Here is a 23,949-nt window from a genome sequence, read left to right on the forward strand (position 1 = left end):
GGGGCGGTGAGGGCGTTGCCAAGGAATCCGCACCTGAATGATCCGTAAAGACTAGGGCGCCGGGCCGATGGTCCTGACTCAGAGGGCGAAGGACTCCCGCATCGAGTCGATCACCAGCTCCAGATCGGCGATCGTGGTCCGCGGATTGACGATCGCGAAGCGCGTGCAGACCTGGCCCCGATGCCGGGTCGGGGTGACGAAGGCGGTCCCGCTGTGGGCCAGTGAGGTGCTCCAGGCCGCGTAGTCGGCCTCGCTCCAGCCGATCCGTTCCACCACCAGGACGGTCAGGTCCGGCTCCACCAGCAGCCGCAGGTGGTCGGCCTCCTCGATCAGCGCCCGGCCGGCCCGTGCCACCGCCAGGGTGTGCTCGATCGCGTCGCGGTAGGCGTCGGTGCCGTTGACGGCGAGGGAGAACCACAGCGGCAGTCCGCGGGCCCGACGGCTCAGCTGGATCGCGAGGTCGCTGGGGTTCCACTGCACCTGGCCCGGATCAGCGTTGAGGATGTCGAGATAGCTCGCCTTCTGGGTGTGCGCGGCCCGGGCTTGCGCGGGGTCGCGGTAGAGCAGCGCGCAGCAGTCGAACGGCGCGAAGAGCCACTTGTGCGGGTCGACGATGAAGGAGTCGGCCTGGTCGATGCCGGCGTAGAGGGGCCGGGCGGTCGGGGCCGCCAGTCCGGCGCCGCCGTACGCGCCGTCGACGTGGAACCACCAGCCCTGCTCGCGGGCGACCTCGGCGATCCCGGCCAGGTCGTCGACGACGCCGAGGTTGGTGCTGCCTGCGGTGGCGACCACGGCGAAGACGCCGTCACGCTGCCCCTCGTCGGCGGTGGCGAGCCAGGCCCTGATCGCGGAGCCGGTCAGGCGGCCACGCTCGTCGCCGGGGATCTCGACCACGTCGACGTCCATCACCGACTCCAGGGCGTGCTTGACCGAGGAGTGCGTCTCGTAGGTCACCACCACCGACCAGCGCGCCGGGCGGCCGCCACGGCGGTGCTGGGCCGCCGAGCGGGCCGCGACCAGGGCCGACAGGTTGCCGTTGGTGCCGCCCTGGACGAAGACGCCGCCGGCCGTGACGGGCAGACCGGCGAGGTCGGCGATCCAGCGCAGGGCCTGGTTCTCGGCGTACACCGCGCCGCTGGCTTCGAGCCAGGAGCCGCCGAAGATCCCCGAGGCGCCGACCAGCATGTCGAAGGCAGCGGCCGCCTTCGAGGGGGCGCCGGGGATGAACGCGAGGTAGCGCGGATGGTCGACCGACAGACAGGCCGGCGCGAGCACCTCCTCCCAGAGCCGGGTCGCCTCGGTGGCGCCGAGCCCGCCGGCGGTGATGGTCTGTCCGGCGGTGGTGAGGAGCTGCTCGGGGGTGAGCGTCTCGTCGAGGGGAGCGTCCATCTCCAGACGCTCCAGGCACAGCTCAGCCAACGCCCGCGCCATCGCGCCGGTCGCCTCGTCGTAGGAGTGCATAGCGCCACACTAGGTGGGGTGTCTAGGCGCGCCGGGCGGTGACGAAGCCGAAGGCGCCCTCGGTCCGGCCGTGCACCGTGAACCCCTCCTCGCACAGCCAGCCGGTGACCTCGAGGACCGTGGCCGAGGGACCGAACAGGCCTGCAGCGCGGCCGAGCAGCAGGACCGGGCGCTGGTGCAGCGCGACCCGGGAGCGGAACCAGGTCAGCTCCAGGCGGTCCCCGGTGACCCGGGCCAGCTCGCGGACGGCGGCCTCGGGGTCGGGGAAGCAGTGCAGTCCGGTCAGGCTCAGGCACAGGTCGATCGACCGGTCCGCGAAGGGCAGGTGGGCGACGTCGGCCTGGGCGAAGGTGAGCAGGGTGTCAGCAGGCGCCGCGGTCCGCGCGGCTGCGTGCCGGGCGCGTTCCAGCATCGCCGGTGCGATGTCGGCCCCGATGTAGTGCACCGCTGAGGCATGGCCCAGCCCGCTGACCGCGAGCCCGGCGCCGCACGGCACGTCGAGCACGACCCCGCCGGGCCTGACGGCGGCGATCGAGGCGATCGCGTCGTCGAGCCCGGCGAGGTCGGTGCCCAGCGTCAGCCGGGAGAGCGGGCGCGTGAGGCGTGGGTGCGCCATCGCTGCCGAGTAGATCCCCGCCCACGGGTGATCACGTCGCCAGGTGTCGCTCACCGAACCTCTCGAAGTCGGGCCCACCCCTCCACGGTACGTCGCGTCAGTGGCCTGCGGTGGGCTTCTTCGAGATCAGCGAGTACGCCGAGACCAGGGCCCACGTGCCCTCCAGTAGCAGGAAGCCCCACTGGTGGCCGTGGAGGGCGTCTGCGGCCAGCACACCCGACCCGATCAGGTTGAGCCAGATGTAGAGCAGCGACGACGGCGTCATCCGGCCGAGCTGGACCAGGATGAAGGGGATCAGGACGAGCAGCGAACCGCCGATCTGGATCACGGAACCGAGGGACATGACATCTCCTGTGCACGTCGTCTTCGCAGGCCGGGTACGACGTTCCTCGTCCGGGACGGTGCGGAGAGCACCGTGACCCAGCGAGCCTAGGCCGCGGGGTGCTGGTGGGCAAAGCGGGGACGGCGTACGGTGGAGAGAGATCGCACATGACGCGGCGTCCGGCTCTGCCGGGGCCGTCGCCCCGCAGCAGCCTTCCTCATCTTGAAGGGCGGAAGAGTCATGGTTCTCCTCACGACCGCGGTCGTCCAGGCCTCCACGGCGGTGGCCGATGCCGGGGGCCTGGTGGCCACGGTGATCGTCATCGTCGGCATGGTGCTGGCGGTCGCTCTGTTCGAGCGGCGCCGGGCGCGGCACATCGAGCACGACCTGCACGACATGGCGATCGACCGTCATGTCGAGCCGATCCATCTCCACCAGCGTCCGCCGACGCGGCTACGTCGCCGTCTGCCCTGAACCGGGATGGCAGCATGGGGGCGTGAGCACCCACGCTGAGCACCACTCCGACGGGCACGCCGGCCACGATCATGGCATCGCCGCCGACGCCGACCGTCGGCTGCTGGTCGCCGCGCTCGTCCTCCTCGTCGTCTTCATGGTCGGCGAGGTCGTCGTCGCGCTGGTGACCGGCTCGCTCGCGCTGCTCTCCGACGCGGGGCACATGTTCTCCGACGCCGGAGCGATCGCGGTAGCGCTGTGGGCGATGCGGCTCGCGGCCCGCCCCGCGTCGGGTCCGTGGACCTTCGGCTGGAAGCGGGCGGAGATCCTCTCCGCGCTGGCCAACGGGGTGACCCTGCTGGTCTTCGCGGCGTTGATCGCCTTCGAGGCCGTACGTCGTCTCGTGACCGACTCCGTCTCCGTGGAGGGTGGCCCGGTGCTGGTGGTCGCGCTCGTCGGCATCGCCGTCAACGTCGTCGCGACGTGGCTGCTGGCCAAGGCCAACCGCTCCAGCCTCAACATCGAGGGTGCCTACCAGCACATCCTCACCGACCTGTACGGCTTCGTCGGCACCGCTGTGGCAGCCATCGTCATCCTGACCACCGGCTGGGCGCCGGCCGACGCGATCGCCTCCCTGGTGGTGGCGGCGCTGATGGTGCATGCCGGGCGCAGCCTGGTCGCGTCCTCGGTGCGGGTGCTGATGGAGGTCGCTCCGGCCGACCTGGCACTGGAGGAGATCCGTGACCACCTGCGCGAGGTGCCGCGCGTGGTCGACGTCCACGACCTGCACGTGTGGAGCGTCGCCTCGGACCTGCCGACCCTGTCGGCGCACCTGGTAGTCGAGGAGGGCTGCTTCCACGACGGCCAGGCCGCCGGCATCCTCGACCAGGTCCAGGAGTGCCTGCGCGGCCACTTCGACCTGGAGCACTCCACGTTCCAGATCGAGCCGGCCACCCATGCCGAGCATGAGCACGCCCTGCACGACTGAGGCGACTGCGATGGAGGTGAGTCGCGAGCGCTTCGAGGAGCTCGTCGCCGATGCGCTGGACACGATCCCCGACGAGCTCGCCCGGCTGGTCAGCAACCTGGTGGTGCTCGTCGAGGAGGAGCCGCCGGCGGGGGAGCCCGACGACCTGCTCGGCCTCTACGACGGGGTCGCGCTGACCGAGCGTGACGGCGGCTACGCCGGCATCCTGCCCGACCGCATCTTCATCTTCCGTGGTCCGCTGCTGGACTTCTGCCAGAGCGAGGAGGAGCTGGTCCGGGAGGTGCGGATCACCGTCGTGCACGAGGTGGCGCACCACTTCGGGATCGGTGAGGAGACCCTGCATCGGCTCGGCTGGGGCTGAGTCGGGCGGACCGTGGGCCTGCTCGGCTCAGGCCAGGTGCGGGCGCTGCTCCATCGAGTCCAGCAGGTGCTCGACCTGGCGGAAGGTGTCGGAGCTGTAGGCCCCGATGCTGCGCTCGGCGACCAGGGCGTTGCGCATCGCGTCGAGGTAGCGCTGCTGCAGGACGGCGAGCTGGTCCCGGTTGGCCTTGGTCGACTGGGTGCCGGCGGTGAGGCGGGGGATGACCCGCTCCTTCATCGCCTTGATCACCAGCGGGTCGATCGGCTCGCCGTCGATGTCCTGCTCGGCCAGCGGGCCGAGCTCGTCAATCGCCTCCTCGCCGATGCTGCGCATCAGGGCGGCCAGGGAGCTGCGCTTCTCCTGGGCGGTGGCCATCCGCAGGTCCAGGCGGGAGATCAGGGCGGGCAGGGTGAGTCCGAAGATCACCAGGGTCACCAGGGCGACGAAGAAGGCTGCCACCACGACGGTGGCGCGGTGGGGTGCGTCGGCCGGGATGGTCTGGGCGGCCGCGACCGTGACGACGCCGCGCATCCCCGCCCAGCCGAGCACCAGGTAGCCGCGGGCGGTGAGCGGCTCGCGCTGCTCGAAGTCCATGTCGGCCCGGCCCCGGGCCAGCCGGCGGCGGGCCCATTCGACCCGGTTGATCTCGCGGGTGTCGGCGGGCTCCAGGGCGTCCAGGTGCTCCTCGAACGCGGCATAGCGGGCGCGGGTCTCGGCGTACCGATTCCCTGGGGTGAAGCGGGCGCGCAGGGCCGGCCACGCCAATCCGAGCATCCGCAGGCCGATCAGCATCGCGACCACGATCGCGACCAGGCCGATCAGCTCCGAGGTCGAGGCGTCCTTCTGGGCGGTGGTGATCATGTCGGAGAGCTGGTAGCCCACCAGCAGGAAGACGGCGCTCTCCAGGATGAAGTTGATCGTCGTCCAGTTGGTCGACTGGGTGTGCCGGTCGCGGGCGCTGAGCCGCTTGCTGCCCAGCGAGCCGCTGACGATGCCGGCCGCGACGACGGCGAGCACGCCGGAGGAGTGCACCTCCTCGGCGGGGAAGTAGGCCAGGAACGGGACCGCGAACGAGATCGTGGTGTTGAGCACCGGGTCGTCGAGCCGCTCGCGCAGCAGCACGCTCAGGTATCCGATCACGACGCCGATCACCAGGGCGCCGAGGACGGCCCAGCCGAAGTCGACGACGGTGTGGCCGAAGCTGAACGCACTGGTCGCCGAGAGGCCGGCGACGGCGGTGCGCAGCATCACCAGGGCCGATGCGTCGTTGACCAGGCTCTCGCCCTCCAGCACCGACATCAGGCGCGGCGGCAGGCCGACGCGGTGGCCGATCGCGGTCGCGGCGACGGCGTCGGTCGGGCTCACCACCGCACCGAGCGCGACCCCGAGGGCGAACGGGATGCCGGGGTAGACCAGGTGGACGACGAAGCCGATCAGCAGCGCGGAGATGATCACCATCCCGACCGAGAGCCAGCCGATCAGGGTGAGGTTGCGGCGCAGGTCGTGTACCGGCAGCTGGACCGCTGAGGCGTAGAGCAGCGGTGGCAGTACGCCGGCCAGGATCAGCTCCGGCTCGAGGTGGATGGCCGGGGTGCCGGGCACGTAGCTCGCCCCGACGCCGAGGGCGACGAGCAGGAGCGGTGTCGCGATGTTGGTCCGCCGCGCGAAGACCGAGGCGGCGATCATGATGCCCAGGGCAGCGGCGGCGATGAACAGGAATTCGCGCTCCATAGCCTCGATCTTTTCATGGACGCCCTGGCCCACCGGGACCCGGCGATGCGGCTCCCACCCGGCAATGAACATAGAATACCTATGTGAATGCGTCGCCTCGGATCGTGCCGGTACTGGTCTATGCAGCGTTGTCGACCGCGATCGTCTCCTCGCTCGGCATGCTGTTGGTGCCCTCGATCGCCGACGGCATGGACGTCTCGGTGAGCACCGCCCAGTGGATGCTCACCATCAACCTGCTCGCCGGAGCGGTCGCCACCCCGGTGATGGGGCGGCTCAGCGACGGCCCGCACCAGAAGCGGCTGCTGCTGGTCTCGCTGGTGATCGTGCTCGCCGGCTGCATCATCGCCGCCCTGGCGCCCACGTTCTGGGTCTTCCTGCTCGGCCGGGCGATGCAGGGGCTGACCTACGGGATCGTCTCGGTGACGATCTCGCTGGCCCGGCGCTACGTCGCCCCGGCCCACCGCCAGAGCGCGATCTCCAGCCTCTCGGTCACCGTCGCCTCCGGCATCGGCGTCGGCTACCCGCTGACCGGCGTGATCTCGGGGACCACCAGCTACCGGGCCGCGTTCTGGTTCGCAGCCCTCTTCGTCGTGACGGCCATCGTCGTGGTCGTGCGCGGCATCCCGACCGACGACCCCGACGCCGCCCCGCAGCACCCCTTCGACCTGCCCGGCGCGAGTCTGCTCGGGATCGGCCTTGGTGCGCTGCTGCTGGGGCTGAGCGAGGGGGAGCACTGGGGCTGGGGCTCGGTCACCTTCGCTGCCGTGATGGTCGGCGCGATCGTCGTACTCGCGGCGTGGGTGGCCCTGGAGCTGCGCAGCACCCATCCGCTGATCAACCTGCGGGTGATGTCACGCCCGGACGTCGTGCTGGCCAACAGCACGGCGATCGCGCTCGGGGGAGCGCTCTACATCGGCCTCTCGGTCGGCAGTCTGGTCGCCCAGGCCCCGGCCTCGACCGGCTACGGCCTGGCGATGCCGGTGCTGTGGGCAGGCTTCGTGATCGCGCCGCTGTCGATCGGCAGCTTCGCCGCCAACCGGATCGTGCGCCGGCTCTCGGCCCGGATCGACCTGGCCACCCTGCTCCCGATCGGGGCCGGGCTGATGACGGTCGCCGCCGCGCTGCTCTGGCTCGCGCACAGCCACCTGATCGAGCTGCTGGTCGGGATGTTGCTCTTCGGCTTCGGGATGGGCTCCAGCTATGCGGCGATGCCGGCACTGATCGCCCGCTCGGTCGCGGCCGAGGAGCTGGGCAGCTCCGTGAGCTTCAACCAGGTGCTGCGTACGGTCGGCAGCTCCTTCGGTACGGCGATCTCCGCGGCCGTCCTGGCAGCCCATGCCGGTCCGCTCGGCGAGCCGACGGATGCCGGCATCGACGGCACCTTCGCCGTCAGTGCCGGGGTGTGCGTGCTGATCTTCGCGGTGCTGGCGGCCCACACCGTGGTGAGCCGCCGCGCCGAGGTCAGCGTGCGGTCAGGATCAGCGGTCCGTCAGCAGTGATCGCGACGGTGTGCTCCATATGGGCGCCGCGCGAGCCGTCGGTGGACTTGATCGTCCAGCCGTCGGGGTCGATGAAGATCTCGTCGGTGGTGTGCAGGAACCACGGCTCGATCGCGATCACCAGGCCGGGCTCGAGCTTGTAGCCGCGACCGGGCTTGCCGGCGTTGGCGATGTGCGGCTCGCCGTGCATGGTGCGGCCGACGCCGTGACCACCGAACTGCGTGTTCACCTTGAGGCCGTTGCGCTTGGCGACGACCTCGATCGCGTGGCTGATGTCGCCGACCCGGTTGCCGACCTTCGCCGCGGCGATGCCGGCCTCCAGGGCCTGGGTGGTGACGTCGATCAGCTGCAGGTCCTTCGGGTCGGCGTTGCCGACCACGACGGACAGGGCGGAGTCGGAGACCCAGCCGTCGACACTGGCGGCGAAGTCGACGCTGAGCAGGTCGCCGTCGGCCAGGGTGTAGTCGTGCGGCAGGCCGTGCAGCACAGCGTCGTTGACGCTGGTGCACAGCACGTAGCCGAACGGCATCGCGCCGAAGCTCGGGTGGTAGTCGATGTAGCACGACTCCGCGCCACGGTCCTTGATCATCTGGTGCGCCAGGGCGTCGAGCTCGAGCAGGTTGACGCCGACGGCGGCCTTCTCCTTCAGCGCCGTCAGGACGTCGGCGACGAAGCGGCCAGCGGGCTTCATCTGTTCCAGCTGGGTGGGCGTACGCAGTTCGATCACGACCCCAGCCTACGTTCTAGGCTAGGCCGGTGGCGCGATGGACCCCTGGACGACGACGGAGCGCTCTGGCAGTGCTGGCACTGGTCCTGGCGACCATCACCACGACGCTGAGCGTCACCGGTGCCGAGGCTCGCCCCACGCCGACGCGGTTGTACGCCGACGCCGCGACCGTCCAGGTCCCGGCGAGTGGTCCGTACGCCGCCTGGCGCACGGTCCCGCAGGCGTGGTGGCTGACCGAGTCGCTCTCCACCGCCACGGTGCGCTCGACGGTGGCGGCCTACCTGGACCGGGCGGCAGCGGCCAAGGCCCGTCCGGTGCTGGTGCTCTACGCCATCCCCGGGCGCGACTGTGGCTCGTACTCCTCGGGTGGCTTCGCCGACGCGGCCGGCTACCGGGGCTGGATCGCGCAGGTCGCCGCCGCCCTCCAGGGCTCCTCGGCCCTGGTGGTGGTCGAGCCCGACGCGCTCGCCTCGGCGGGGAAGTGCGGCGGCTCCGGGCGGATCTCGCTGCTGCGCTGGGCCACCCGCAAGCTCGCTCGCAGCGGCGCCTGGATCTACCTCGACGCCGGCCACAGCAACTGGGAGAAGTCGACGGTGATGGTCTCCCGGCTGCGCGCGGCGGGGGTGCGGTGGGCACGCGGGGTGAGCCTCAACGTCTCCAACTACCGGTCCACGGCGGCCGAGAAGCGCTTCGGGGCGAGCGTGGTGCGCGGCCTGCGCGCCCGGGGGCTCAAGGGCAAGCGGTTCGTGATCGACACCTCGCGCAACGGTGCCATGCCCCGTTCCTCGGAGTGGTGCAACCCGACCTGGGCCCGACTCGGTGCCCGGCCGCGGCTGGTGCGTCACCGGGGTGCGCTGGACGGCTTCCTCTGGGTCAAGCACCCCGGCGAGTCCGACGGCACCTGCAACGGTGGCCCGGAGGCGGGGCGCTGGAGCGACCTGCTGGCCTCGCGCCTGGTCGCCTGACTTCCGGGTTCGCCACCCTCGACTTCCGGGTTCGCCACCCTCGACTTCCGGGTTACTCACCGTCGAGATCCGGGTTCGCCACCTCCGCCGGGCTCGGCATCGCAGCCCCGGCGTGCGCGACGGTGAAGGCGGCGTTCGCTGCCGCACGGTCCAGCACCCGCTCCCAGGCCGGGGCGTCCAGCAGCGCGAGGTCGGTGCCGGCCACGGCGTGCAGCAGCCCGGCCATGAACGAGTCCCCGGCGCCGATGGTGTCCACGACCGTGGTGCGGTGCGCCGGACGGCGTACGTCGAGGGCGGACGTGATGGCCAGACACCCGTCCCCACCGAGGGTGACGACGACCGCACTCGCCCCGAGGCTCAGCAGATGGGCGGCGGACTCGTGCGGGGCCAGGCCGGGCCAGAGTGCGGCGAGGTCCTCGTCGGAGGCCTTCACCAGATCGGCCGTCGCAGCCAGCGCCTCCACCCGAGCCCGTACGTCGTCACCGGCGCCGGTCAGGGCCGGGCGCAGGTTCACGTCGTAGCTCACCAACGCCGCACCGCGGGCCGCCCCGGCCAGGTCGCGCACCCGACCCCAGTCCTCGCCGAGGATCGCGGAGACCGAGCCGACGTGGAGGACGGCGACGTCGCAGAGCCTGTCGATCTCGGCGGTGGTCAGGGGCGGCAGTGCGAAGGCGAGGTCGAACTCGTAGGTCGCCGACCCGTCGGCCGCCAGCGTCGCGAGCGCCGTCGAGGTCCGCCCGCTCGGGGTCGTGGAGACATCGAGGATCACCCCGGCGCCCTGGAGGTGGTCGCGGAGCAGGGCGCCCGCGGCATCCTCCCCGAGCTGGGTGAGGAAGGTGGTCGGGTGGCCGAGCCGGGCCAGGCCGAGGGCGACGTTGGCGGGGCTGCCACCGGGTGTCTCGCGCAGCGTGCCCTCGGCACGACGTACCCGGTCGACGACGGCCTCGCCGACGACCGTGATGGCAGCAGGAAATCGGTCGCCGGGGGAGGTCATGGAGCCTAGGGTAGGGACGTGCTGGAGATCGCGCGCAGGACCAAACGGATGCCGCCACCGCAGCACGTGCTGTGGGCCGATCTGATGGAGCCGGCGCGGACCGGCAGCCGAGTGTGGCTGGAGCTGCGCCCGGGGGAGGTTCGGCCCCGGGTGCTGGAGTCCAGCGAGCCCGAGCTGGTGGTCTGGTCGACGTTGTGGGAGGACCGGCCCGAGGATCAGATCCGGCTCGACCTGAGGCCGTGGCGGGACGAGACCTCTCTCGGCTTCACCCTGCTCAGTCCTGAGCAGATCGAGGACGAGGTGGCCAGGAGGGGACTGGCGTACCGGATCAACCAGCTGCTCTACGCCGAGTTGCGCTACACCTACGGCCAGTAGCGCGTCGCGCCGCCCAGCGCCGGCCGGATTGTTCGCAAATGATAAGAACCGCCGACAGTCTCACGCCAGCGACACAAGAATTTGTTGCTCATCCTCAGGCAGACTCGAGCTGTGACTGTCACCGAGCACATCGCCACGAGTCCGATCTCGCACCTGACGCGCGAGGACATCGAGGAGATCGGCCGCCGCCTCGATGCGATCCGCGCCGAGGTGATGGAGTCGCGGGGCGCTGCGGACGCGGCGTACATCCGGCGCATCATCACGATCCAGCGCAACCTGGAGCTCGGCAGTCGCGCGGTGCTGCTGGGCAGCATCCTGCCGCCGCTGTGGCTGCTCGGCACCGCCGGCCTGAGCGTGTCGAAGATCCTGTCCAACATGGAGATCGGCCACAACATCCTGCACGGCCAGTGGGACTGGATGCGTGACCCGAAGATCCACTCCTCGACGTGGGAGTGGGACAACGCGTCCACCGCCGAGAGCTGGAAGCACAGCCACAACCAGGTGCACCACACCTACACCAACATCATCGGCAAGGACAACGACCTCGGCTACGGCATCATGCGGGTCGACGACGGTCAGAAGTGGTACCCGATGTACCTCGTCCAGCCGCTGCTCAACTTCGTCAACATGCTGGTCTTCGAGTACGGCATCGCCGCCTACGACCTCGAGCTCGGCCGCAACCTGCGCATCCCGAAGGAGCAGCGCTCCGAGGAGTTCCGCGAGGGGGTGCGCCAGACCCTGGCGAAGATGCGGACCCAGGCGCTGCGTGACTACGTGCTGCACCCGTTGCTGTCAGGGCCCTCAGCGGTGCCGACGCTGCTGGCCAACGTCACCGCCAACGTGGTCCGCAACGTGTGGACCCACTCGGTGATCATGTGTGGACACTTCCCCGAGGGAGTCGCGGCGTACGACGTCGCCGAGCTGCCCACCGAGGAGACCCGCGGTGACTGGTACGTCCGCCAGATGCTCGGCTCGGCCAACATCTCCGGGTCCAAGCTGATGCACCTGATGACCGGCAACCTGTCGTTCCAGATCGAGCACCACCTCTGGCCCGACCTGCCCTCCAACCGGTACGCCGAGGTCGCGCCCAAGGTCCGCGAGCTCTTCGAGCAGTACGCCCTCGACTACCACTCCGCCTCGCTGCCCGCGCAGGTCTACAGCGCCTGGCACAAGATCGTGCGGCTCTCGCTGCCGAACAACTGGATGGCCACGACCACGAAGAAGAACCTGCCCTCGCAGCTCAAGCTGCTCTACGGCATGGCCCGCGGTGGGCGGGCGACGCGGAAGAAGCTGCAGGCGAAGCTGGACGCGAAGGCGGCCCAGGCGCGCCTCTGAGCGGATCCGCTGACAGGGGAAACCCTGGAACCGAGGCATGGCGCGAGCCACGGTGAACCCATGACCACCACACCCACCTCGCCCCTCGGGCCGATCGACGACCAGCTCACCCAACGCCTCCTGCACCAGCGGATCATCGTGCTGGGCCAGGAGGTCGACGATGCCATCGCGCACCGGCTCTGCGCTGCGTTGCTGCTGCTCAGCGCCGAGGACCCTCACCGCGACATCAGCCTGTACATCAACTCACCGGGCGGCTCCGTCTCGGCGGGCCTGGCCGTCTTCGACACCATGCGGCTGATCCCGAACGACGTCTCCACCCTCGGGATGGGGCTGGCCGCCAGCATGGGCCAGTTCCTGCTCACCGCCGGGACGCCCGGCAAGCGCTTCGTGCTGCCGCACGCCGAGGTGCTGCTGCACCAGGGCTCGGCCGGGATCGGCGGTACGGCGATCGACGTCGAGATCCAGGCGGCGCGGCTGGAGCGGATGAAGGACCTGATGATGCGCCTGACCGCGGAGCACAGCGGCCAGTCGTTCGAGACCGTCGAGCGCGATGCCCGACGGGACAAGTGGTTCACCGCGACCGAGGCGGTGGACTACGGGCTGGCCGACGCCGTGCTGGCCGACCTGGCGTCGGTGACACCCGGCGGCGCCGAGATGGTGACCGGAGGGTTCCGATGAGCAGCTACGCGGTCCCGTCGGTGGTGGAGCGGACCAGGACGGGGGAGCGCGTCACCGACATCTACAGTCGTCTGCTCACTGATCGGATCATCTACCTCGGCACCGAGATCGACGACGGTGTCGCCAACGTCGTGATCGCCCAGCTGCTCTACCTGGAGTCGGAGTCGCCCGGCACCGAGATCGGCCTCTACCTGAACTCGCCGGGTGGATCGGTCACCGCGATGCTCGGCATCTACGACACGATGCAGTTCATCCAGGCTCCGGTCGCGACCACCTGTATCGGCCAGGCAGCGTCGAGTGCGGCGGTGCTGCTGGCCGGGGGCGCGCCGGGCCGGCGTACGGTCCTGCCACGCGCCCGGGTCGTGCTGCACCAGCCCTCGGGCGGGGGACAGGGGACGCTCCCGGATCTCGCGTTGCAGGCCAAGGAGATCGTTCGGCTGCGCGCGGAGGTCGAGGAGGTGCTCGCCCGGCACACCGGGCAGAGTGTCGAACGGCTGCGCGCCGACACGGAACGGGACCTGATCCTCACCGCTTCCGAGGCGGTTGCCTACGGGCTGGCCGATGCGGTCCTGGAGGGTCGGACGGCCTAGGCCGCCAGGCAGACCGGTCCGCTCAGGCTCTGGTCCTCCAGTCGACGGGTCACCCGCCGGGTGAGGTCGACGAGGCCGAGTCCGAGCGCGCCGGAGACTGCCTCCAGCACCTCGGAGCTGGCCTCCTTGCGGCCGCGCTCCACCTCGGACAGGTGCTGCGGCGACACCCCGGCACGCCCGGCGACGTCGGCCAGCGTCCGTTCCTGGAGCCGTCGCTCGTCGCGCAGTACGCCGCCCACGGCCTCGCGCCACAACGGCGCGGCCTCGACCACCGCCGGTCGGGGCCGGGCCGGGAACGCGATCACTTCGCCCATGCCTTGACGCTACGTCGATCGGAGCAGGGGGGCGAGGGGTGTTCGCACGGGGCGAACGTTCACCAGCCGTGCTCGCGCCACTACTCCGAGTGCGGTAGCTCTGTTCCCGGCGTGGTGTGGCGAAGGGCCGCGGCGTCGTCGTACATCTCGGACCGCAATCGACTGAGCTCCCGGTTGACTCGGTCGACGTCGCCTGCCGAGACGGTGTGGCCGTTCAGGGGTGTGATCACCAGGTCGTTGAAACTGCCCATGCCGCCGTACGCGCTGAGCAGGCGGTCGAGACCGTGGGCGTCGTGAGCGGCCAGTTCATTGAGCACCGTTGCCATCCACTGACCCCAGTGGTCCTCGCCGACCTGTCCGAGCACGGTGCAGGTGCGCTCGACGTTTGCGAGCAGCCGACCAGACCGTTTGTTCGCCTCGCGCTCAGTCCTGCGCAGGCCGAAGCGCCAGGTCACCATCCGCGCTCGCGCCACTCCTCCAGGTGCGGCCGCTCGGCGCCCAAAGTCGAGTCGTTGCCGTGCCCGGGGTAGAACCAGGTGTCGTCGCCCAGCCGGTCGAATATCCGGGTGGAGACGTCGTCGATCAGCTGGACGAAGGCGTCGGCGTCGCCGAAGGTGTTGCCGACACCGCCGGGAAAGAGCGAGTCGCCGGTGAAGAGGTGGCCGCCGCCGGCGGGGTCGGCATAGAACAGGGCGACCGAGCCGGGGGTGTGGCCGCGGATCGCGATCACGTCGAGCACGATCTCACCGAAGCGGACCTGGTCCCCGTCGGAGAGACGGCGGGTGACGGTGACGCCCGTCTTCTCCTCGATCGCGTCGGCGTCGGGCTCGCCAGCGAGCACTGCAGCACCGGTCGCGGCGACCACGTCGGCCAGGGCGCGGTGGTGGTCCCAGTGCTGGTGCGTGGTGATCACCGACTCCACGCCTGCCTCGCCGATCAGTGCCAGCAGCACCGGGGCGTCGTCGGCGGCGTCGATCAGCACCTGGGTGCCGGTCGCGCGGCAGCGGAGCAGGTAGCAGTTGTTCGACATTTTCTCATCGACGGCGACCTTGGTGATGATCAGAGCGGGAAGCTCGCGGGTGTCAGCAGGGCCGCCGGGGGTCACCGATCCGGTGTAGGTCATGGCGCCGATGATAGCGAGGCCCCACCGTGCCGGTGCTACGCTGTGGAACACATGTTCGAAGGGATTCAGGTGGCAGATCAGATCGTGATCCGGGGTGCCCGGGAGCACAACCTCAAGGATGTCTCGCTCGACCTGCCGCGCGATGCGCTCATCGTCTTCACCGGCCTGTCGGGCTCGGGCAAGTCGAGCCTTGCCTTCGACACCATCTTCGCCGAGGGCCAGCGTCGCTATGTCGAGTCGCTGTCGGCGTACGCCCGCCAGTTCCTCGGTCAGATGGACAAGCCCGACGTCGACTTCATCGAGGGGCTCAGCCCCGCGGTCTCGATCGACCAGAAGTCGACCTCGAAGAACCCGCGTTCGACCGTGGGCACCATCACCGAGGTCTACGACTACCTCCGCCTGCTCTTCGCTCGCGCCGGCCGGGCGCACTGCCCGACCTGTGGCGCCCCGATCGAGCGGCAGAGCCCGCAGCAGATCGTGGACCGGCTGCTGGCCCTGGAGGAGGGCCGCCGCTTCCAGGTGCTCGCCCCGGTGGTCCGTGGCCGCAAGGGGGAGTTCGTCGACCTCTTCGCCCAGCTCCAGTCCGACGGCTACACCCGGGTCCGGATCGACGGCGAGACCCACACCCTCGACGACCTGCCCAAGCTCAACAAGCAGCAGAAGCACACCGTCGAGGTCGTGATCGACCGGCTCGCGGTCAAGGCGTCGAGCAAGCGCCGTCTGACCGACTCGGTCGAGACCGCCCTGGTGCTCACCGGCGGCCTGGTCGTGGTCGACTTCGTTGACACCGGCGAGCAGATGAAGTTCTCCGAGAAGATGGCGTGCCCCAACGACCACGCCATCGACACCGACGACCTCGAGCCGCGCTCGTTCTCGTTCAACAGCCCGTTCGGCGCCTGCCCGGCCTGCAGTGGCCTGGGCACCCGGATGGAGGTCGACCCCGAGCTGGTCGTGCCCAACCCGGAGGCGACGCTGGCCGACGGCGCCATCCAGCCGTGGAGCCACGCCCATATCGCCGACTACTTCCTGCGCCTGCTCGGCGCCCTCGGCGACGAGCTCGGCTTCGACATCGACACCCCGTGGCAGGACCTCACCCCCGAGGTGCAGAAGATCGTCCTGGACGGGCACCCGCGCAAGGTGCACGTCATCACCGTCAACCGTTACGGACGCCAGCGCGCGTACGACGCGGAGTTCGAGGGCGTGCGCTCCTACGTCGAGCGCCGCCACCGTGAGGCCGAGTCCGACACCAGCCGGGAGCGGTTTGAGGGCTTCATGCGTGAGGTCCCGTGCCCGACCTGTGGCGGCAGCCGACTCAAGCCGGTCTCGATGGCCGTCACCCTCGGTGAGCGGGCCCACGGCGGGCTCAACATCGCCGAGATCTGTGCGCTGCCGATCTACGAGGCCAGCGCCTGGCTCAACGAGGTCACCCTCACCGAGCGCGAGGCCCAGATCGCCGAGCGGGTGCTCAAGGAGATCCAGGAGCGCCTGCAGTTCCTGCTCGACGTCGGTCTGGACTACCTCTCCCTGGACCGGCCCTCGGGGTCGCTGTCCGGTGGCGAGGCCCAGCGGATCCGGCTCGCCACCCAGATCGGTGCCGGCCTGGTCGGCGTGCTCTACGTCCTCGACGAGCCCAGCATCGGCCTGCACCAGCGCGACAACGCCCGCCTGATCGAGACGCTGGTCCGGCTCAAGGAGCTGGGCAACACCCTGATCGTCGTCGAGCACGACGAGGACACCATCCGGGTCGCCGACTGGGTGGTCGACATCGGCCCCGGCGCCGGTGAGCACGGCGGTCACGTGGTGCACGCCGGCACCGTGGAGGAGCTCTACCGCAACGAGGCCTCGATGACCGGCCAGTACCTCGCCGGCAAGCGCCAGATCCCCGTGCCCGACCAGCGTCGCCCGCTCACTCCGGGCCGCGAGCTGAAGGTGCTCGGCGCCAAGGAGAACAACCTCAAGAACATCGACGTCGCCTTCCCGCTCGGGGTCTTCCTCGCCGTCACCGGCGTCTCGGGCTCGGGCAAGTCGACCCTGGTCAACGACATCCTCTACACGGCGCTGGCCAAGGAGCTCTTCCGCAACCGCACCATCCCGGGTCGTCACCGGACCATCACCGGCCTGGAGCACGTCGACAAGGTGATCCATGTCGACCAGAGTCCGATCGGTCGTACGCCGCGCTCCAACCCGGCGACGTACACGGGTCTGTTCGACCACGTCCGCAAGCTGTTCGCCTCCACGCCGGAGGCGAAGGTGCGCGGCTACCAGCAGGGCCGGTTCTCGTTCAACGTCAAGGGCGGCCGCTGCGAGGCGTGCGCCGGTGACGGCACGATCAAGATCGAGATGAACTTCCTGCCCGACGTCTACGTCCCCTGCGAGGTCTGCTCGGGGATGCGCTACAACCGCGAGACGCTCGAGGTCCGCTACAAGGGCAAGAACATCGGCGAGGTGCTCGACATGCCGATCGCGGAGGCGGTCGAGTTCTTCGCCGCCGTGCCCGCGATCGCCCGCCACCTGAAGACCCTCGTCGAGGTCGGCCTGGGCTACGTCAGGCTCGGCCAGCCGGCCACCACGCTGTCCGGTGGGGAGGCCCAGCGGGTCAAGCTCGCCAGCGAGCTGCAGAAGCGGTCGACCGGTCGCACCATCTACGTGCTCGACGAGCCCACCACGGGTCTGCACTTCGAGGACATCCGCAAGCTGCTCGGCGTGCTCAACACCCTGGTGGACAAGGGCAACACCGTGCTCGTGATCGAGCACAACCTCGACGTGATCAAGACCGCCGACTGGATCATCGACATGGGGCCCGAGGGTGGCAACAAGGGCGGTACTGTCGTCGCTGAGGGCACGCCCGAGACGATCGCCGCCTGCGCGGAGAGTCACACCGGACGGTTCCTCGCCCCGCTCTTGAAACCATGAGGATGATGCAGGAATGAACCTCAATCGCCGAAGCGCCATCGCCGCAGGTCTCGCGGTGCCCCTGGTCGCCGCCTGCGGTAGTAACGACACCGCCACCGACCCGGCCGCGAGCAGCACGCCGTCGGGCACCACGTCGCCGTCCTCGGCGACCAGCAGCGGCCGCCCGGTCGCTGCCCCGCTGGTCGCCACCGCCGACATCGAGGTCGGCGGCGGCAAGATCTTCGCCACCGAGAAGGTCGTCGTCACCCAGCCGACCGAGGGCGAGTTCAAGGCCTTCGACGCGGTCTGCACGCACCAGCAGTGCCTGGTCTCCAAGGTCCAGGACAAGCAGATCGTGTGCACCTGCCACTTCAGCAAGTTCTCCATCTCCGATGGCTCGGTCGAGTCGGGACCGGCGAAGTCCCCGCTCTCGGCCTTCCCGATCACCGTCGACAACGGCGAGATCTACCTGTCGTGATCCGTCGCGGTCACGGGCGGCGAGGTCAGGCCGTGGTGTGGCTGCTCGCCGGGCTCTTCGCGGCGGTCGTGTTCGTCGGCCTGTGGGTCCTTGTCGCGGCGGTGCTCCTGCCCTGGTGGTGACCTCCTCGCCGCTAGACTGACGGGGTGTCGGACCCCCGTACGTATCGCCCGAAGTCGGGGGAGATTCCCACCCAGCCCGGGGTCTACAAGTTCCGCGACCCCCAGGGCCGCGTGATCTACGTCGGCAAGGCGAAGAACCTCCGCGCCCGGCTCTCGAACTACTTCCAGGACCTGGCCAACCTGCACCCGCGCACCGCGACGATGGTCACCACCGCCGCGAGCGTCGAGTGGACGGTGGTCAACACCGAGGTCGAGGCGCTCCAGCTGGAGTGGACCTGGATCAAGGAGTTCGACCCGCGGTTCAACGTGATGTTCCGCGACGACAAGTCCTATCCGTGGCTGGCCGTCACCGTCGGCGACGAGATCCCGCGGGTGATGGTGGGCCGCGGCGCCAAGCGCAAGGGCACCAAGTACTTCGGGCCCTACTCCCACGCCTGGGCGATCCGCGAGACGGTCGACGCCCTGCTGCGGGTCTTCCCGATGCGTTCGTGCAGCAACGGCGTCTTCAAGCGCAGCCAGCAGGTCGGCAGGCCGTGCCTGCTCGGCTACATCGACAAGTGCAGTGCACCGTGCGTGGGCAACATCAGCCCCGAGGACCACCGCGAGATCGTCAACGACTTCTGCGACTTCGTCGCCGGCCGCACCACCACCATCCAGCGCCGGCTGCAGCGCGAGATGCTCGCCGCCAGCGAGGAGCTCGAGTTCGAGCGCGCCGCCCGGCTGCGTGACGACCTCGCCGCGATCGACCGAGCACTGGAGAAGCAGGCCGTCGTCCTGGGCGACGGCGCCGATGCCGACGTGATCGCGCTGGCCGAGGACCCGCTCGAGGTCGCCTTCCAGATCTTCCACGTCCGCGGCGGCCGGATCCGCGGCCAGCGAGGCTGGGTCGCCGACCGGGTCGAGGAGGGCGACACCGACACCCTGGTCGAGGACTTCCTCCTCCAGCTGTACGGCGGCACCGACGCCGATGAGCGCGAAGCGATCCCGCGCGAGATCCTGGTGCCGACGCTGCCGGCCGACGTCGAGGCCGTCGAGGAGCTGCTCAGCGAGATCCGCGGCGCCCGCGTCACCGTCAAGGTGCCGCAGCGCGGCGACAAGCGCACCCTGCTGGAGACGGTCGAACGCAACGCCAAGCAGGGCCTGATCCTGCACAAGACCCGGCGTGCCTCCGACCTCACCACCCGGTCCAAGGCGATGGAGGAGATCGAGCAGGCCCTCGATCTGCCCGACGCCCCGCTGCGGATGGAGTGCTACGACATCTCGCACCTCCAGGGCACCGAGATCGTCGCCTCGATGGTCGTCTTCGAGGACGGACTGGCCCGCAAGTCGGAGTACCGCCGCTTCATCATCAAGGGTCAGGACGGTTCCGACGACGTCCGGGCCATGCACGAGGTGATCACCCGCCGGTTCAAGCGGCTCCTCGACGACCAGGCCAACGCCACCGAGATCGACCCCGACACCGGACGCCCCGGGAAGTTCGCCTACTCGCCGGGGCTGGTCGTCGTCGACGGTGGCGCGCCCCAGGTCGCCGCCGCGGTGCGAGCGCTGGACGAGCTCGGCATCGACGACGTCCCGGTCTGCGGACTGGCCAAGCGCCTGGAGGAGGTCTGGGTGCCCGGCGAGGAGGACCCGGTGATCCTGCCGCGCAACTCCGAGGGGCTCTACCTGCTCCAGCGGCTGCGCGACGAGGCGCACCGCTTCGCCATCACCCACCACCGCAACCGGCGCTCGAAATCGATGGTCGAGTCACTCCTCGACGACGTCTCGGGGCTGGGGGAGGTGCGGCGCAAGACGCTGCTCAAGCACTTCGGCTCCCTGAAGAAGCTGCGCGCCGCCACGGTGGAGCAGATCGCGGAGGTCCCCGGCATCGGGCCGGTGATCGCGGCTGCGATCAAGGACGCCGTCGACAAGAATGGACCGGGGATGGTCGTGAACACGGCCACCGGTGAAGTACAGGAGGGCACATGAGCGAGACGACGCCGAGCTCGGGTGAGCTGGTCATCGTCACCGGCATGACCGGGGCGGGCCGCAGCACCGCGGCCAAGGAGCTGGAGGACCTCGGCTACTTCGTGGTCGACAACCTGCCACCCTCGCTGCTGCCCGAGGTGATCCGGCTGGTCGATCGCAGTCGCGGGGTCCACCAGCGGGTCGCCGTCGTGATCGACGTACGCACGGGGTCGTTCTTCGAGGAGCTGCGCGACGAGCTCGGCCGGGGCCTGCTGGGTCGACGTACGACGATGGTCTTCCTCGACGCCAGCGACGAGGTGCTCGTCCGCCGGCAGGAGGCCGCGCGCCGACCGCACCCGCTCCAGGGCGCCGACCGGCTGCTCGACGGCCTGGTCCGTGAGCGTGCCGCCCTGGCCGACCTGCGCTCGATGGCCGAGCTCGTGATCGACACGTCCTCCCTCAACGTGCACCAGCTCACCGACCGGATCGCCGACGCGTTCGGCACCGACGACTCCACCCGGCTCAAGGTCTCCGTGGTCAGCTTCGGGTTCAAGTACGGCATCCCGATCGACGCCGACTTCGTCGCCGACATGCGTTTCCTGCCGAACCCGTTCTGGGTGCCCGAGCTGCGCAACGGCAACGGCAGGGACAACCCGGCGGTGGCCGACTACGTCTATGCGGCCCCCGGCGCGGCGCAGTTCCTGGACGGCTACGTGCCGGTCCTCGAAGGCGTCGCCGAGGGCTATGTCCGTGAGGGCAAGCGGTTCATGCGGGTCGCGATCGGCTGCACCGGCGGCAAGCACCGCTCGGTCGCGATGGCCGAGGAGATCGTACGACGGCTCAGCGCGGCCGGACTGCGGGCACGAGCCATCCACCGGGACCTCGGACGTGAGTGACGACCGCGCCCAGGGCGTCGTGGCGTTCGGGGGCGGTCACGGTCTGCACGCCACGCTGTCGGCCCTGCGGCTGCTCGTGGACGACCTGACGGTCGACGACCTCACCGCCGTCGTGACGGTGGCCGACAACGGGGGCTCCTCGGGGCGGCTCCGGCAGGAGTTCGACGTGCTCCCGCCCGGCGACCTGCGGATGGCGCTGGCGGCACTGTGCGGCAAGGACGACTGGGGACAGACCTGGGCCCAGGTGATGCAGCACCGCTTCGCCGGCGACGGCGAGATGAACGGCCACAGCCTCGGCAACCTGCTCATCGTCGGTCTGTGGGAGCTGCTCGGGGACCACGTCAGCGCCCTGGACTGGGTCGGCCGGCTGCTCGGCGCCAAGGGCCGCGTGCTCCCGATGGCCCTGGAGCCGATGGAGATCACCGCCCAGGTCCGCGGCCTCGACGCCGCCGACCCGAACCTGCTCACCACCGTCCGCGGGCAGGTGCAGGTCGCGACCACCGGGGGAGTGATCGACTCGATCGCCCTGGAGCCGGTCGATCCTCCGGCAGCGCCGGAGGCGCTGGCCGCGATCGCTGAGGCTGACTGGGTGGTGCTGGGCCCGGGCTCCTGGTTCACCTCGGTGATCCCGCACCTGCTGGTGCCCGCGCTGCACGACGCCCTGGTCGCCACCGACGCCCGGGTGGCGGTCGTGCTCAACCTCGACGAGCAGGCCGGGGAGACGCCCGGCTTCGGCCCGGCCGACCATCTCGCGGTGCTGCTGGAGCACTCACCCGAGCTCAACGTCGACACCGTGATCGCCGACGTCTCGGCCGTCGGCGACGATCTGGACGAGCTGCGCGAGGCGGTCGAGGCAGCGGGCGCGACCCTGCTGCTGACCGACGTGGCCGTCGGCGACGGCACCGCGCATCACGATCCGATCAAGTTGGCCTCTGCGTTTCGGGGGTTGTTGACTCACGTGGAATCATCGACGACATGGCGATGACGGCACAGGTGAAGGCAGAGCTTGCGGCCACCCAGGTCACCAAGACCTGCTGCCGCAAGGCCGAGGTGGCCTCGATCCTGCGTTTCGCCGGGGGACTGCACATCGTCAACGGTCGGATCGTGATCGAGGCCGAGGTCGACACCGGTGCTGCGGCCCGACGGCTCAAGGGGAACATCGCCGACGTCTACGGCCATGCCGCCGAGGTGACCGTGGTGCAGAGCAACGGCCTGCGCAAGGGCAGTCGCTACATCGTGCGGGTGACCCGCGACGGTGAGGCGTTCGCCCGCCAGACCGGTCTGCTCGACCAGCGCAACCGACCCGTCCGCGGCCTCCCCCCGGCGGTCATCGCCGGTGGTGTCTGCGACGCCGAGTCGGCCTGGCGTGGGGCCTTCCTCGCGCACGGCTCGCTCACCGAGCCCGGACGCTCGTCCTCCCTGGAGGTGACCTGCCCCGGTTCGGAGGCGGCACTCGCCCTGGTCGGCGTCGCCCGTCGACTGGGCATCCAGGCCAAGGCCCGCGAGGTCCGCGGCGTGGACCGGGTCGTGATCCGTGACGGTGACGCGATCGGCGTACTGCTGACGCGGCTGGGTGCGCACGAGACCCTGCTCGCCTGGGAGGAGCGCCGCCTGCGGCGCGAGGTCCGGGCCACCGCCAACCGGCTGGCGAACTTCGACGACGCCAACCTGCGCCGCTCGGCCCGCGCGGCCGTCGCCGCCGGAGCCCGCGTGGAGCGGGCCCTGGAGATCCTCGCCGACGAGGTCCCCGACCACCTGCGCCAGGCCGGATCGCTGCGTCTGGAGCACAAGCAGGCCTCCCTGGAGGAGCTCGGGCAGCTGCACGATCCGGTGCTCACCAAGGACGCGATCGCGGGCCGGATCCGGCGTCTGCTGGCGATGGCGGACAAGCGCGCCGAGGACCTGGGGATCCCCGACACCGAGGCGTCGCTGACCCCCGACATGCTCGTCGACGACTGACGAGTCCTACGTCACACTGGTTGGATCGCTCCAACACGAGACGGTGCCTCCCCGGACGGCCGAGCGCTGGTCCGGGGCCGGTAGGGTCTGCGTGTCCGTTCCAACTAGCAGGAGCTCATTGCTGTGACTGTTCGCGTAGGTATCAACGGCTTCGGCCGCATTGGTCGTAACTTCTTCCGGGCCGTGCGCCAGTCCGGCCTCGACATCGAGATCGTGGCCGTGAACGACCTCTCCGACAACGCCGTTCTCGCGCACCTGCTCAAGTACGACTCGATCCTGGGTGTGCTCGACGCTGACGTGACCGCCACCGACGGCGAGATCAAGGTCGGCGACCAGGTGATCAAGGCGTTCGCCGAGCGCGACCCCGCCAACCTGCCCTGGTCCTCGGTCGGCGTCGACGTCGTCGTCGAGTCCACCGGCTTCTTCACCGACGCCACCAAGGCCCGCGCCCACATCGACAACGGTGGCGCCAAGAAGGTCATCATCTCCGCGCCGGCCTCCAACGAGGACGCCACCATCGTGATGGGCGTCAACGAGGGCATCTACGACCCGGCCGCGCACTCGGTGATCTCCAACGCGTCGTGCACCACCAACTGCCTCGGCCCGATCGCCAAGGCCCTGCACGAGGGTCTGGGCATCGAGAAGGGTCTGATGACGACGGTGCACGCGTACACCGCCGACCAGAACCTGCAGGACAACATCCACAAGGACCTGCGTCGCGCCCGTGCCGCCGCGATCAACATCGTCCCCACCTCGACCGGTGCCGCCAAGGCCATCGGCCTGGTCCTGCCCGAGCTCAAGGGCAAGCTCGACGGCTACGCGCTGCGCGTTCCCACCCCGACCGGCTCGCTGACCGACCTCTCCTTCGAGGCCTCGCGCGAGACCACCGTCGAGGAGGTCAACGCGATCGTCAAGGCGGCCGCCGACGGCAAGATCCTGAAGTACTCCACGGACCCGATCGTCTCCTCCGACATCGTGACCGACTCGGCCTCGTCGATCTTCGACGCCCCGCTCACCAAGGTGATCGGCAACCAGGTCAAGGTCGCGTCGTGGTACGACAACGAGTGGGGCTACTCCAACCGCCTCGCCGACCTGATCGACTACATCGGCAAGACCCTCTGAT

At 70.0% G+C, this 23,949-nt stretch carries 25 protein-coding genes and 1 riboswitch; of the genes, 16 read left to right on the plus strand and 9 right to left on the minus strand.

Annotation, left to right across the window (positions count from 1 at the left end; translation table 11 throughout):
• Positions 1–78 precede the first annotated feature (78 nt).
• Genes Q1V88_RS17230 through Q1V88_RS17240 form a run of 3 tightly spaced genes read right to left on the minus strand, consistent with a single transcriptional unit; the run spans position 79 to position 2,420 of the window.
• Positions 79–1,461 carry an aminotransferase class V-fold PLP-dependent enzyme gene (locus Q1V88_RS17230; protein WP_300682622.1) on the minus strand — a complete coding sequence of 461 codons (1,383 nt, stop codon included), beginning with the start codon at positions 1,459–1,461 and terminating at the stop codon, positions 79–81.
• A 22-nt stretch (positions 1,462–1,483) separates the two neighbouring features.
• On the minus strand, positions 1,484–2,131 hold the full coding sequence (locus Q1V88_RS17235; protein ID WP_300682625.1) for a methyltransferase domain-containing protein: 648 nt from the start codon (positions 2,129–2,131) through the stop codon (positions 1,484–1,486).
• Between the two features lie 43 nt (positions 2,132–2,174).
• Entirely contained in the window at positions 2,175–2,420 is a 246-nt protein-coding gene (locus Q1V88_RS17240; protein ID WP_300682628.1) for a hypothetical protein, read from the minus strand.
• A gap of 11 nt (positions 2,421–2,431) precedes the next feature.
• Positions 2,432–2,497, minus strand: a riboswitch (guanidine-III (ykkC-III) riboswitch).
• A 142-nt stretch (positions 2,498–2,639) separates the two neighbouring features.
• On the opposite strand from Q1V88_RS17240, the gene Q1V88_RS17245 reads away from it, so the two are divergent.
• The 3 genes from Q1V88_RS17245 to Q1V88_RS17255 all read left to right on the plus strand — a co-directional run bounded on the left by Q1V88_RS17245 (position 2,640) and on the right by Q1V88_RS17255 (position 4,201).
• Positions 2,640–2,873 carry a hypothetical protein gene (locus tag Q1V88_RS17245; protein ID WP_300682630.1) on the plus strand — a complete coding sequence of 78 codons (234 nt, stop codon included), beginning with the start codon at positions 2,640–2,642 and terminating at the stop codon, positions 2,871–2,873.
• A gap of 103 nt (positions 2,874–2,976) precedes the next feature.
• Positions 2,977–3,840: a cation diffusion facilitator family transporter gene (locus tag Q1V88_RS17250; RefSeq protein WP_366914103.1), complete on the plus strand. Its 864-nt coding sequence runs from the start codon at positions 2,977–2,979 to the stop codon at positions 3,838–3,840.
• A 10-nt stretch (positions 3,841–3,850) separates the two neighbouring features.
• Complete coding sequence (locus tag Q1V88_RS17255; protein WP_300682634.1) at positions 3,851–4,201, plus strand: metallopeptidase family protein; 351 nt, start codon at positions 3,851–3,853, stop codon at positions 4,199–4,201.
• Between the two features lie 27 nt (positions 4,202–4,228).
• Here Q1V88_RS17255 and Q1V88_RS17260 read toward each other — a convergent pair whose 3' ends face one another.
• The gene (locus Q1V88_RS17260; RefSeq protein ID WP_300682636.1) at positions 4,229–5,932 is read right to left on the minus strand and encodes a sodium:proton antiporter; all 1,704 of its coding nucleotides are present in this window, start codon (positions 5,930–5,932) and stop codon (positions 4,229–4,231) included.
• Positions 5,933–6,015: 83 nt separating this feature from the next.
• Here Q1V88_RS17260 and Q1V88_RS17265 point away from each other — a divergent pair, with 83 nt between their 5' ends.
• Positions 6,016–7,431: an MFS transporter gene (locus Q1V88_RS17265; protein WP_300682638.1), complete on the plus strand. Its 1,416-nt coding sequence runs from the start codon at positions 6,016–6,018 to the stop codon at positions 7,429–7,431.
• Here Q1V88_RS17265 and map read toward each other — a convergent pair.
• Positions 7,394–8,158: a type I methionyl aminopeptidase gene (gene map, locus Q1V88_RS17270; protein WP_300682641.1), complete on the minus strand. Its 765-nt coding sequence runs from the start codon at positions 8,156–8,158 to the stop codon at positions 7,394–7,396. The two genes, Q1V88_RS17265 and map, sit on opposite strands and share 38 nt — an antisense overlap.
• Positions 8,159–8,187: 29 nt before the next feature.
• Between map and Q1V88_RS17275 the strand changes: the two genes are divergently transcribed.
• Positions 8,188–9,123 carry a glycoside hydrolase family 6 protein gene (locus tag Q1V88_RS17275; RefSeq protein ID WP_300682643.1) on the plus strand — a complete coding sequence of 312 codons (936 nt, stop codon included), beginning with the start codon at positions 8,188–8,190 and terminating at the stop codon, positions 9,121–9,123.
• A 52-nt stretch (positions 9,124–9,175) separates the two neighbouring features.
• Here the strand turns inward: Q1V88_RS17275 and Q1V88_RS17280 are convergent, their stop codons facing one another.
• Entirely contained in the window at positions 9,176–10,117 is a 942-nt protein-coding gene (locus Q1V88_RS17280; protein WP_300682646.1) for a carbohydrate kinase, read from the minus strand.
• An 18-nt stretch (positions 10,118–10,135) separates the two neighbouring features.
• On the opposite strand from Q1V88_RS17280, the gene Q1V88_RS17285 reads away from it, so the two are divergent.
• The 4 genes from Q1V88_RS17285 (at position 10,136) to Q1V88_RS17300 (ending at position 13,095) form a co-directional block, all read left to right on the plus strand.
• On the plus strand, positions 10,136–10,492 hold the full coding sequence (locus Q1V88_RS17285) for a hypothetical protein (protein ID WP_300682648.1): 357 nt from the start codon (positions 10,136–10,138) through the stop codon (positions 10,490–10,492).
• A gap of 111 nt (positions 10,493–10,603) precedes the next feature.
• Complete coding sequence (locus Q1V88_RS17290; RefSeq protein WP_300682651.1) at positions 10,604–11,827, plus strand: acyl-CoA desaturase; 1,224 nt, start codon at positions 10,604–10,606, stop codon at positions 11,825–11,827.
• Between the two features lie 60 nt (positions 11,828–11,887).
• Complete coding sequence (locus tag Q1V88_RS17295) at positions 11,888–12,505, plus strand: ATP-dependent Clp protease proteolytic subunit (protein WP_300682653.1); 618 nt, start codon at positions 11,888–11,890, stop codon at positions 12,503–12,505.
• A complete protein-coding gene (locus Q1V88_RS17300) occupies positions 12,502–13,095 on the plus strand; it encodes an ATP-dependent Clp protease proteolytic subunit (RefSeq protein WP_300682655.1) in 594 nt (197 codons plus the stop codon). Before Q1V88_RS17295 ends, Q1V88_RS17300 begins: the two co-directional genes overlap by 4 nt.
• On the opposite strand, the gene Q1V88_RS17305 is transcribed toward Q1V88_RS17300, so the two are convergent.
• The 3 genes from Q1V88_RS17305 to Q1V88_RS17315 form a co-directional block, all read right to left on the minus strand.
• Positions 13,092–13,409 carry a helix-turn-helix transcriptional regulator gene (locus Q1V88_RS17305; RefSeq protein WP_300682658.1) on the minus strand — a complete coding sequence of 106 codons (318 nt, stop codon included), beginning with the start codon at positions 13,407–13,409 and terminating at the stop codon, positions 13,092–13,094. The two genes, Q1V88_RS17300 and Q1V88_RS17305, sit on opposite strands and share 4 nt — an antisense overlap.
• Before the next feature lie 80 nt (positions 13,410–13,489).
• A complete protein-coding gene (locus Q1V88_RS17310) occupies positions 13,490–13,867 on the minus strand; it encodes a hypothetical protein (protein ID WP_300682660.1) in 378 nt (125 codons plus the stop codon).
• Entirely contained in the window at positions 13,861–14,532 is a 672-nt protein-coding gene (locus Q1V88_RS17315) for an MBL fold metallo-hydrolase (protein ID WP_300682662.1), read from the minus strand. The genes Q1V88_RS17310 and Q1V88_RS17315 overlap by 7 nt, the downstream gene beginning before the upstream one ends.
• Before the next feature lie 69 nt (positions 14,533–14,601).
• Between Q1V88_RS17315 and uvrA the strand changes: the two genes are divergently transcribed.
• From uvrA to gap, 7 genes are all read left to right on the plus strand, one after another.
• On the plus strand, positions 14,602–17,445 hold the full coding sequence (uvrA, locus tag Q1V88_RS17320) for an excinuclease ABC subunit UvrA (RefSeq protein ID WP_300682664.1): 2,844 nt from the start codon (positions 14,602–14,604) through the stop codon (positions 17,443–17,445).
• Between the two features lie 13 nt (positions 17,446–17,458).
• Positions 17,459–17,902, plus strand: a complete 444-nt coding sequence (locus Q1V88_RS17325; RefSeq protein WP_300682666.1) for a Rieske (2Fe-2S) protein — start codon at positions 17,459–17,461, stop codon at positions 17,900–17,902.
• 146 nt (positions 17,903–18,048) lie between these two features.
• A complete protein-coding gene (uvrC, locus tag Q1V88_RS17330; RefSeq protein WP_300682667.1) occupies positions 18,049–19,992 on the plus strand; it encodes an excinuclease ABC subunit UvrC in 1,944 nt (647 codons plus the stop codon).
• The gene (rapZ, locus tag Q1V88_RS17335) at positions 19,989–20,867 is read left to right on the plus strand and encodes an RNase adapter RapZ (RefSeq protein ID WP_300682668.1); all 879 of its coding nucleotides are present in this window, start codon (positions 19,989–19,991) and stop codon (positions 20,865–20,867) included. The genes uvrC and rapZ overlap by 4 nt, the downstream gene beginning before the upstream one ends.
• Positions 20,860–21,852 carry a uridine diphosphate-N-acetylglucosamine-binding protein YvcK gene (yvcK, locus tag Q1V88_RS17340; RefSeq protein ID WP_300682670.1) on the plus strand — a complete coding sequence of 331 codons (993 nt, stop codon included), beginning with the start codon at positions 20,860–20,862 and terminating at the stop codon, positions 21,850–21,852. The genes rapZ and yvcK overlap by 8 nt, the downstream gene beginning before the upstream one ends.
• Positions 21,843–22,826: a DNA-binding protein WhiA gene (whiA, locus tag Q1V88_RS17345; RefSeq protein ID WP_300682673.1), complete on the plus strand. Its 984-nt coding sequence runs from the start codon at positions 21,843–21,845 to the stop codon at positions 22,824–22,826. The genes yvcK and whiA overlap by 10 nt, the downstream gene beginning before the upstream one ends.
• A gap of 123 nt (positions 22,827–22,949) precedes the next feature.
• Positions 22,950–23,948 (plus strand): type I glyceraldehyde-3-phosphate dehydrogenase, encoded by a 999-nt coding sequence (gap, locus tag Q1V88_RS17350; RefSeq protein WP_300682675.1) that lies wholly within the window; start codon positions 22,950–22,952, stop codon positions 23,946–23,948.
• Position 23,949: the final 1 nt, after the last annotated feature.

It is taken from the genome of Nocardioides sp. (assembly GCF_030150155.1).
In the GTDB taxonomy this organism is placed as follows: domain Bacteria; phylum Actinomycetota; class Actinomycetes; order Propionibacteriales; family Nocardioidaceae; genus Nocardioides.

Bases quoted from the DNA above. Each gene is read 5' to 3' on its own strand.
- Q1V88_RS17230 (WP_300682622.1), bottom strand. From the start codon at position 1,461: ATGCACTCCTACGACGAGGCGACCGGCGCGATGGCGCGGGCGTTGGCT.
- Q1V88_RS17240 (WP_300682628.1), bottom strand. From the start codon at position 2,420: ATGTCCCTCGGTTCCGTGATCCAGATCGGCGGTTCGCTGCTCGTCCTG.
- Q1V88_RS17245 (WP_300682630.1), top strand. From the start codon at position 2,640: ATGGTTCTCCTCACGACCGCGGTCGTCCAGGCCTCCACGGCGGTGGCC.
- Q1V88_RS17255 (WP_300682634.1), top strand. From the start codon at position 3,851: ATGGAGGTGAGTCGCGAGCGCTTCGAGGAGCTCGTCGCCGATGCGCTG.
- Q1V88_RS17260 (WP_300682636.1), bottom strand. From the start codon at position 5,932: ATGGAGCGCGAATTCCTGTTCATCGCCGCCGCTGCCCTGGGCATCATG.
- Q1V88_RS17280 (WP_300682646.1), bottom strand. From the start codon at position 10,117: ATGACCTCCCCCGGCGACCGATTTCCTGCTGCCATCACGGTCGTCGGC.
- Q1V88_RS17295 (WP_300682653.1), top strand. From the start codon at position 11,888: ATGACCACCACACCCACCTCGCCCCTCGGGCCGATCGACGACCAGCTC.
- Q1V88_RS17300 (WP_300682655.1), top strand. From the start codon at position 12,502: ATGAGCAGCTACGCGGTCCCGTCGGTGGTGGAGCGGACCAGGACGGGG.
- Q1V88_RS17305 (WP_300682658.1), bottom strand. From the start codon at position 13,409: ATGGGCGAAGTGATCGCGTTCCCGGCCCGGCCCCGACCGGCGGTGGTC.
- Q1V88_RS17310 (WP_300682660.1), bottom strand. From the start codon at position 13,867: ATGGTGACCTGGCGCTTCGGCCTGCGCAGGACTGAGCGCGAGGCGAAC.
- Q1V88_RS17315 (WP_300682662.1), bottom strand. From the start codon at position 14,532: ATGACCTACACCGGATCGGTGACCCCCGGCGGCCCTGCTGACACCCGC.
- Q1V88_RS17325 (WP_300682666.1), top strand. From the start codon at position 17,459: ATGAACCTCAATCGCCGAAGCGCCATCGCCGCAGGTCTCGCGGTGCCC.
- rapZ (WP_300682668.1), top strand. From the start codon at position 19,989: ATGAGCGAGACGACGCCGAGCTCGGGTGAGCTGGTCATCGTCACCGGC.
- whiA (WP_300682673.1), top strand. From the start codon at position 21,843: ATGGCGATGACGGCACAGGTGAAGGCAGAGCTTGCGGCCACCCAGGTC.